This window comes from Sedimenticola selenatireducens DSM 17993, assembly GCF_000428045.1.
GTDB classification, from domain to species: domain Bacteria; phylum Pseudomonadota; class Gammaproteobacteria; order Chromatiales; family Chromatiaceae; genus Sedimenticola; species Sedimenticola selenatireducens.
The window spans coordinates 18,462-27,122 of record NZ_ATZE01000033.1 but is presented as its reverse complement, the minus strand read 5'-3'; the positions used below and the strand labels follow the sequence as shown (position 1 = coordinate 27,122).

Below are 8,661 nucleotides of genomic sequence, written 5' to 3'. Positions count from 1 at the left end.
CCTACCCAGAGTTGCGAAGGCAAGAGACCCTCGATGACAACACAGGTCAGACCGGCATACCGAAAACCTGGCGTGCCCACAGTTTACGAGAACGATAGGGTGATAAGGACGGTATGTGCGCATGCTCATCAAGGCCAGAAGCCAAGAGTCGCTTCGATAACAGGCCGGATATATGGTAGCAACTTGTCCCTGCCATCGAGATCTAATGCCTTGCAAATGGGGAGGAGACCATATATGGGCACGCTGTTGGTGCCCACACGGACGCCGGCGCTCAGTCCGCCAGCAGCTCAAAATCGTGGCTGATCTCCACCACCTGCCCCAGCATGATTGACGCCGAGCAGTACTTCTCGGCACTCAGCTTCACCGCCCGCTCCACGGCCTTTTCGGTCAGACCGGGTCCCGCAAGCCGGAAGTGGACGTGGATTTTGGTGAATACCTTCGGATCAGTTTCGGCGCGCTCGGCCTCCAGATCCACTTCGCAAAGTGTCACCTGGTTGCGTCCCTTGCGCAGAATATGCACCACGTCGAACTGGGTACAGCCGCCCAAACCCAGCAGCAACATCTCCATCGGCCGAACGCCCAGGTTACGCCCGCCAAAATCAGGGGGACCATCCATCACCACGGCATGCCCGCTGCCCGACTCACCCACCATAAGGGTCTGTTCGACCCATTTTACCCGTGCTTTCATCACATACTCGCAGTTTAATAAAGGTTTGCAGACTAGCATAGATCGACAATCAGGAGGAGCTAACCTAGAATCCTAGGTGGAACGTTTCATTCCCAGTCCTTAACAGAAGGTCGCACATGAGCATTATCAAGCCACCAGAACAGGAACCTGCTTTTCTGAAGCCCTTTCTGTCGTTCTGCCACAGACGCCGCTATCCAGCCAAAACGGATATTATCCATCCGGGCGATCGGGCTGATATTCTCTACTACATCGTGGATGGTTCCGTCACCATCCTGATTGAGGATGAAGATGGCAAGGAGATCATCCTAACCTACCTCAACAAGGGTGATTTTATCGGCGAGATGGGACTGTTTCTCTCCCAGTCCAATCGCAGCGTCCTGGTACGCACCCGCTCCGACTGCATGCTGGCAGAGATCAGCTACGCCCGACTGGAGCAGCTGTTTGACGGCGAACTCCGCGAACATGCCAAGGATATACTCTATGCACTGGGCGGCCAGCTGACCCAACGCCTGATCCATACCAGCCGAAAGGTTGGACATCTGGCATTTCTGGATGTCACCGGTCGGGTTGCCGGCACCCTGCTGGAGCTGTGCAAACAACCGGACGCCATGACCCACCCCGATGGCATGCAGATCCGCATCACCCGCCAGGAGATCGGTCGGATTGTGGGCTGTTCACGGGAGATGGCCGGGCGCGTGCTGAAGAACCTGGAAGAGCAGGGCCTGGTTTATGTCAAAGGCAAGACTATCGTGGTATTCGGCACACGCTGAGCATCCATTGGCGGCCGAAGACATTCCTACCGGGTAGCCTCCAGACCGAAAAAATGCCCACACACGGCCTGAACGGGGCCTATTTGATCGCAGTCTCCCGTTTCAGGTCATCCGGTGTCCCGAAGCTTTTATCCGGACCCGCCGATATTACCCGATACTTCTCTGCCTCTGGCTCAAATCGCAATGCGGTTCCCCAGCCATCCAGCATCTCCTGCTCACCGATGTTCAAATCCTGCTGTAACCGCTCCAATGTCACCTGGGCGGGATTGAATCCCGAGCCATACTGAATCATCCATACCTTGATGGAGCGGTTGAGCTGCTCCAGCCGGCGATTGGTCGCCGCGCGCTGGGGATTGACCGGAATGGCGGGAGTTGTAGCAACGACCGGTGCCGGGGGCTCCTCCAACAGCATTGGCAACAGCAGACCAACAGCCACCACGACCACCGCAATCAGTCCACCGGCGAGCCAAATCAGACGTTTCCGTTTTTCCCGGGCTGCATCATCCCTGGTCTCGGCAACCGTGCTTCGCTCAAAAAAGGTACCGACATTTTCCGAATCATCATCCGGCTGGTAGGCGGCGCGCTCAGTAGCCGCAGCCTCTAACACTATATCCTCGTCCGCCACCTCGGGCTGGACTATTTCCATCGGTCGAGTCCGGTCATCTTCCGGGGTCAATTCAGGCAAATCCAGTGACAGCGGCTCATCGAGAGGCGGCGATTGTTCATCTGTTGGCGAAGACGCCACTGCATCCACCTTTTCGGGGATGCGATCGACAGGTCGTGCGGACGGCCCTACCGGCTCGATTGAACACTCGGCGCCGCGCGCCCTGATCTTCTCCAACAGACGCTCGGCCTTGGACTTTTCCAATGCCTTATTGATCCTGAAGCGATCCCCCTGGATCAGGTGACCCGCCTGATCCAGGGGGATTTTGAGCAACTGAGCCAACGCATGCTGCACCTCAGGGTGTTTGAACCCCTCGAGCAGCTTGCCACTGAATACGAGTCGATAGTTCGGAGTAGCCATCACTTATTGGTTATTATGATACCGGGAGAAAAAACAGCCTAAGGCTAGCACATGAAATCCAGTTGATTCCACTAAGGAGCCTCTGGTTAAGCCTGGACGAAGTAAATTGTGAGCCGGAATGATCAGATTCAAGGCGCAAGATACAAGTTCACGACTGGACCAGAGGCCCCCTAAGAATCCTGTAACACCATCATCAGCAGCACCACGCCATCCACACCTACCACCTTCACCCGCGACCCTGCCGGGCAGTCGTCACCCCGGATCTTCCAGATGCTGTCATCGACCTTGATCTTGCCCTGACCATTCACCACCGGTTCGCTGAGGGTAAATATCCGATCAATATACTGCTCTCCCCGACGGTTGAGTCGCGGCTGATCGCTTTCGGTTGGATGCTTCAGCAGATAGAGCCGCCAGGCCACGATACTGATGACGCTGAACAGGGCAAAAACCAGTATCTGGATCTCCCAGCCAAGCTCCGGCATCAGCAGCATGACCAGCCCGACGATGCCGGCGGAGATAGCCATCCAGAGAAAAAACGCGCCGGGCGAGAACACTTCCAGCACAATCAGAATGACCGCCAGCACCCACCATTGCCAATAGGTGGCGGATTCAAACAGCTCCATCACGGTTCACTCCGGCCCGATCTGCCGGCCGCTTCCCGGGCGATCTCCGCAATACCGGCCACCGACCCGATCAGGTTGGAAGCCTCCAGCGGCATCATGATCACCTTCTGATTGGGAGCGGAGGCGATATCCTTCAGCGCCTCGGTGTATTTCTGGGCGACAAAGTAGTTGATGGCGCTAACGTCTCCCTTGGCAATGGCCTGCGAGACCATCATGGTCGCCTTGGCCTCGGCCTCTGCCAGACGCTCTCGCGCCTCCGCCTCCCTGAAGGCGGCCTCCCGCTCACCTTCCGCCTCAAGAATGGCCGCCTGCTTTTCACCTTCGGCCTTGAGAATCGCAGCCTGACGATGACCTTCTGCTTCAAGGATCTGCGCCCGCTTCTCCCGCTCGGCCTTCATCTGGCGTGCCATGGCATCCACCAGGTCCCGTGGGGGCGAGATATCCTTGATCTCGATACGCGTCACCTTGATACCCCAGGGCGTAGTGGCGTCATCCACCACTGCCAGCAGTTTGGCGTTGATCTGGTCACGCATGGAGAGCAGCTCGTCCAGATCCATCGAACCCATCACGGTACGGACATTGGTCATGGTGAGATTGAGAATCGCGTGGGTGAGCTGACTCACCTCATAGGCCGCCTTGGCCGCATCCAGGATCTGGAAGAAGACCACTCCATCCACGGTCACCATGGCGTTGTCCTTGGTGATCACTTCCTGTGAAGGGACATCCAGCACCTGCTCCATCATGTTCAGTTTGGCCCCGACACTATCCACCAGCGGGATAATCAGATTCAGGCCGGGGCGCAGTGTCTTGGTGTAGCGACCAAAACGTTCCACCGTGTACTCCATACCCTGCGGAACCCGCTTGGCACCGAGTACAACAATGACGATCGCCAGCACCAGTACCGCTACAGCAAAGAGTTCCATCGAGCATCTCCATTGTTTAATTCCCCGGCCGAGTATACTACCCCGGTCGCGCAGAAGGTACGAATATTGATTACCCATGCCAGGGTCATGTCGCAGAGTGCGAATGGGTATAAATCAACCTGACGAATCCCTATCCCGAAGCAGTCAGTCGCGGTAGGATAAAAGCAGACAGGAGCAACACGAAAAATCTGATAAAAAGGCACTGCCCCGGTTATGTACCGCAGCTTTGGGAAGAAGCGACAAACCTCCAAGCCGAATCAGCACATAGACCAACTGGGACATGAGCTAAAAAAACTCAAAAATTAGCCAGATTCTATAGAGGCGGCTATTCAGCCTATGAAGCACCGTCTATATGAAGGAGACCGAATGCGACGCCTGACATTCTGCCTGTTACTGCTTCTCGCCCCCCCATTTACCCCGGCAGCGGCTGCGGAAACCCTGCCTACCGATAGCGCAAGACTGACCACCATCCCGCGCGAATACCGGCTGGACGGCGTCGTTGAGGCGATCAACCAATCCACCATCTCGTCACAAACCAGTGGACAAGTGATGGAGATCCTGGTGGATGTGGATGACTTCGTTGAGCAGGGGGCGGTGATCATCCGGCTCAAGGATACCGAGCAGCGTGCACGACTGGACCAGGCCGAGGCGGAGTTACAGGCGGCCAACGCGGTATGGCAGGAGGCAAGCCGTGATTACGAACGCACGAAAGAGATCTTCCAGCGCAAGCTGGTGGCCCAATCCGCCATGGACAAGGCAACCGCCTCCCTGAAGGCATCCAAGGCCCGGCAGGAAGCCGCCAGCGCGGCCCTGAACCAGGCCAAAGAGCAACTCGAATATACCCGTATCCGGGCCCCATACGCCGGCATCGTCACCGAGCGGCTGATCGAGACCGGCGAGACCGCCTCACCGGGCCAGCAACTGATCAGCGGCATTTCACTGGACCAGTTGCGCGTCTCCGTTGACGTACCCCAGAGCCTTATCCCGGCCATTCGACAACAGGCCAGCGCCCAGGTGCTGCTGCCCGACGCCAGCAGCGTGGCGGCCACTGCGGTGACCATTTTTCCATTTGCCGATCCGGCCAGCGGCACCTTCAAGGTTCGCCTGCAGCTCCCGACCGAGATAGCGGGACTGTTTCCCGGCATGCTGGTGAAAACCCGTTTTGAGATCGGCAAAACGCAGGAGTTGCTGATCCCTGCCGCCAGTGTGGTCTACCGCAGTGAAGTCACGGCGGTCTATGTCATCGACAAGGACAACACACTCTCGCTGCGCCATATTCAGACCGGCCACAAGCGCAACGGCAACCTGATCGCGGTACTCGCGGGACTGGAGGACGGAGAGCGCGTCGCCCTGGACCCCGTTGAAGCGGGCAGTCGGTTGAAACTGCAATCCAAGGGATCGGCAGATGAGTAGGCTCGGCATCTCGGGTCGCATTGCCGAGCGCTTCCTCTCCACCGAAATCACTCCGTTACTGGCCCTGGTGGGACTGCTGCTGGGTCTGTTCGCCATCCTGGTGACACCGCGCGAGGAGGAGCCACAGATCAACGTGACCTTCGCCGATGTCTTTATCCCGTTCCCCGGCGCCAGCGCAACCGAGACCGAAAACCTGGTGGCCACACCGGCCGAACAGGTACTCTCGGAGATCGATGAGATCAAGCATATCTACTCCATCTCCCGGCCGGGCATGGCGATAGTCACCGTGCAATACCAGGTGGGCGTGGAGCGCACCGACGCCATTGTGCGGCTCTACAACAAGATCTTCTCCAACCAGGACTGGCTGCCGCCGAACCTGGAAGTCGGACAGCCGATCATTAAACCCAAGGGGATCGACGATGTGCCCATCGTCACCCTGACCCTGCGCTCGGATAACCCCGCCACCGGTGCTTATGAGTTGGGACAGGTGGCGCACGCCATTGAGTCGGAACTGAAGCGGGTGCCGGGCACCCGGGATATCTACACCATCGGCACACCGACCCGGGTAGTCAGCGTCCGCCTCGACCCGGAAGCCCTGGCCGGTTACCGGATCGACCTCAACCAACTGCGACAAAGCCTGCAGGCGGGCAACAGCGTGCGGGATGACCTGACCATCACCCGTGACAACCGGGAGGTCCTGGTGCAGGCCGGCAGCTTCCTCACCAACAGTGCAGAGATCGGTGATCTGGTGGTGGCCAGCCATGCCGGCAGACCGGTGTTTCTGCGCGACGTGGCCGAGATCAGCCAGGGTCCGGACCAACCCGAACAGTATGTCTGGCTGGGCGCCGGTGCCGGCGCGGCCGACAAGTTGCTGCTGGATGGCACCACCCCGGCGGTCACCATCGCCGTCGCCAAGAAACCCGGCACCAACGCGGTGGATATCAGCAACGCGGTGATCCAGCGCTTTGATCAGCTGAAGGGCACCTTCATCCCCAGCGACGTGAAGGCCACCGTCACACGCAATTACGGCGAGACCGCCGACACCAAGGCCAAGCAACTGATCAGCAAGCTGATCTTCGCCACCGCCTCGGTGGTGCTGCTGGTACTGTTGGCCCTGGGTTGGCGTGAAGCATTGATTGTCGGCGCGGCGGTGGTGGTGACCCTGGCCATCACGCTGTTCGCCTCCTGGGCCTGGGGCTTCACCCTCAACCGGGTCTCCCTGTTTGCCCTGATCTTCTCCATCGGCATCCTGGTGGACGATGCCATCGTGGTGGTGGAAAATATTCATCGCCACCTGGCGATGGGCAGCCGCAATCTGCTGCAGGCGATACCGGCCGCCGTGGACGAGGTGGGCGGACCCACCATCCTGGCCACATTCACGGTAATCGCGGCGCTACTGCCGATGGCCTTTGTCACCGGCCTGATGGGACCCTACATGAGTCCGATCCCGATCAACGCCAGCCTGGGCATGTTGATCTCCCTGGCAGTAGCCTTCATCTTCACCCCCTGGCTGACCCGCAAGGCGCTGGGCCACATGGCCGGGCAGGACCACGCACAGACGGACGCGGGTTCCGCCAACCCGCTAATGCGGCGGATCTTCCAACGTGTCATGCCACCGTTCCTCGCCGGAGGACGGGGGCGGGCCATGCGCTGGCTGCTGCTGTTATCCGTATTGATCCTGATCGCCGGCTCCCTGGCCCTGGTGGTGAATCAGTCAGTGGTGCTGAAAATGCTGCCGTTTGATAACAAATCGGAGTTCCAGGTGATGCTCGACATGCCGGAAGGCACCAGTCTGGAAAAAACCGCCCTGGTGCTGGACAGCATGGGCCGCTACCTCGGCGGTGTCCCGGAAGTGACCGACTATCAGGTCTACGCCGGCACCTCCGCACCGATCAGCTTTAACGGACTGGTCAGGCAATACTACCTGCGCAAAGGCGCCCACCTGGGGGACATCCAGGTCAACCTGGTGGATAAGAAACTGCGTGAACGCAAAAGCCATGAGGTAGCCCTGGCGGTGCGCGCACCGCTGCAGGAGATCGCCCGCCGCTTTGACGGCAATGCCAAGATCGTGGAACTGCCGCCCGGACCGCCGGTTCAGTCCCCGTTGGTGGCCGAGGTCTACGGCATCGACTATACCGGGCAGATCCAGCAGGCAAAGGCGCTGCGCGGTCTGTTCGAAACCACGCCGGATATCATCGATGTGGACGACTCGGTGGAGTTTCCCTCGGAAAAAATCATCCTGCAGGTGGACCGCGCCAAGGCGGCGCGACTCGGCATTGCCCAGTCAGAGATCACGCGCACCCTGGGCATGCTGCTGACCGGTGAGGATGTCAGTTATCTGCACGGGGAAAACCTCAAATATGCCGTGCCGATCCGGGTTGAATACCATCCAGGCGACAAGACCGACCTGACCCAGTTATTGACGCTGCCCCTGCGCGGTGCCGGAGACCACTGGATCCCCCTGTCGGAAATCGTCACGCCACTGCAAAGCCAGCGCGCCCACGCCATCTACCACAAAGATCTGCTGCCGGTGGTCTATGTGACCGGCGATATGGCCGGGACCGCCGACAGCCCGCTGTATGGACTGTTCGCCATTTCGGACCGATTGAAAGCGGCCGACGGGCTTGAGCAGTGGTTCCTGAGCCAGCCGGAGAACCCCTACGAGTACAGCCTGAAGTGGGACGGCGAGTGGCAGGTCACCTATGAGACCTTCCGCGACATGGGTATCGCCTACTCGGTGGGTTTGCTGCTGATCTATCTGCTGGTGGTGGCCCAGTTCCGCTCCTACCTGGTACCGCTGGTGATCATGGCGCCGATCCCGCTGACCCTGATCGGCATCCTGCCGGGCCACGCCCTGCTGGATCGCCAGTTCACCGCCACCTCGATGATCGGCATGATCGCCCTGGCCGGTATTATCGTGCGGAATTCCATTCTGCTGGTGGACTTCATCAATCAGCAGGTGCGGGAAGGCATGGCGCTGGCGGAGGCGGTGGTGTTGTCGGCGGTGGTACGGGCCAAGCCGATCATCCTCACCGCGCTGGCGGCGATGGCCGGAGCCTTCTTCATCCTGGATGATCCGATCTTCAGCGGCCTGGCGGTCTCCCTGATCTTCGGCCTGCTGGTCTCCACTCTGCTGACCCTGGTGGTGATTCCGGTGGTCTATTACGCGGCGATGCAAAATCGGATCGGGCAGATTACAGGATCACCGTAGCCCGCAGGC

At 59.3% G+C, this 8,661-nt stretch carries 7 protein-coding genes; 3 read left to right on the top strand and 4 right to left on the bottom strand.

Going from position 1 to position 8,661, the window contains the following annotated elements:
• Window positions 1-271: 271 nt before the first annotated feature.
• Window positions 272-688: an OsmC family protein gene (locus tag A3GO_RS0118215; RefSeq protein ID WP_029134622.1), complete on the bottom strand. Its 417-nt coding sequence runs from the start codon at window positions 686-688 to the stop codon at window positions 272-274.
• Between the two features lie 116 nt (window positions 689-804).
• On the opposite strand from A3GO_RS0118215, the gene crp reads away from it, so the two are divergent.
• Entirely contained in the window at window positions 805-1,458 is a 654-nt protein-coding gene (gene crp / locus A3GO_RS0118210; RefSeq protein WP_029134621.1) for a cAMP-activated global transcriptional regulator CRP, read from the top strand.
• 79 nt (window positions 1,459-1,537) lie between these two features.
• Here the strand turns inward: crp and A3GO_RS0118205 are convergent, their stop codons facing one another.
• The 3 genes from A3GO_RS0118205 to A3GO_RS0118195 form a co-directional block, all read right to left on the bottom strand.
• On the bottom strand, window positions 1,538-2,482 hold the full coding sequence (locus tag A3GO_RS0118205) for a hypothetical protein (RefSeq protein WP_029134620.1): 945 nt from the start codon (window positions 2,480-2,482) through the stop codon (window positions 1,538-1,540).
• 170 nt (window positions 2,483-2,652) lie between these two features.
• Window positions 2,653-3,105, bottom strand: coding sequence for an NfeD family protein (locus A3GO_RS0118200; protein WP_029134619.1), 453 nt, complete (start codon window positions 3,103-3,105; stop codon window positions 2,653-2,655).
• Entirely contained in the window at window positions 3,105-4,028 is a 924-nt protein-coding gene (locus A3GO_RS0118195) for an SPFH domain-containing protein (protein ID WP_029134618.1), read from the bottom strand. The genes A3GO_RS0118200 and A3GO_RS0118195 overlap by 1 nt, the downstream gene beginning before the upstream one ends.
• 366 nt (window positions 4,029-4,394) lie before the next feature.
• On the opposite strand from A3GO_RS0118195, the gene A3GO_RS0118190 reads away from it, so the two are divergent.
• Together A3GO_RS0118190 and A3GO_RS0118185 are read left to right on the top strand one after the other, a co-directional pair.
• Window positions 4,395-5,441: an efflux RND transporter periplasmic adaptor subunit gene (locus A3GO_RS0118190; RefSeq protein ID WP_029134617.1), complete on the top strand. Its 1,047-nt coding sequence runs from the start codon at window positions 4,395-4,397 to the stop codon at window positions 5,439-5,441.
• Complete coding sequence (locus A3GO_RS0118185) at window positions 5,434-8,652, top strand: efflux RND transporter permease subunit (protein WP_029134616.1); 3,219 nt, start codon at window positions 5,434-5,436, stop codon at window positions 8,650-8,652. The genes A3GO_RS0118190 and A3GO_RS0118185 overlap by 8 nt, the downstream gene beginning before the upstream one ends.
• The last annotated feature ends 9 nt before the right edge of the window (window positions 8,653-8,661 follow it).